The organism is Psychrobacter sp. Rd 27.2, assembly GCF_001921755.1.
GTDB lineage: Bacteria > Pseudomonadota > Gammaproteobacteria > Pseudomonadales > Moraxellaceae > Psychrobacter > Psychrobacter celer.
In genome coordinates, this window is record NZ_MRYB01000141.1 from 1 (window position 1) to 350 (window position 350).

Annotated in this window: 1 pseudogene; it reads right to left on the reverse strand. The window is 42.0% G+C overall.

The window, feature by feature from the left end:
• Window positions 1-350: pseudogene (locus tag BTV99_RS13610) on the reverse strand (hypothetical protein); the annotation flags it as partial.

Sequence of the window (350 nt, forward strand, 5' to 3'; positions counted from 1 at the left end):
CATCTCCAGATACCCGTGCGTATCGAGTCAGAGGGTCTGAGAGTCCAGTACTACCATTATTATCGAATATTTGATCGACAGTTAATGCCTTAGTCGTACTATTTAAGGTGTAATTACCCCATTCCATACCAGAGGGTTCATTTACGGTATTGTCAAAAGGTGCCTCTTCATCGACTTCTAAATGAACATAGGTACCATCGTCAAACAAGGCAACCGCTAAGAGCTCATTGCCAGTAGTGTCGTTCCTCCAAAGACCTAAGAGGTTTTCAGACTTAGCTTTTGTAAAGGTAAAAGACTCATCACTGTCTATAACGCCATTATTATTCTCATCCACTTGCAGCGTGAGAGTA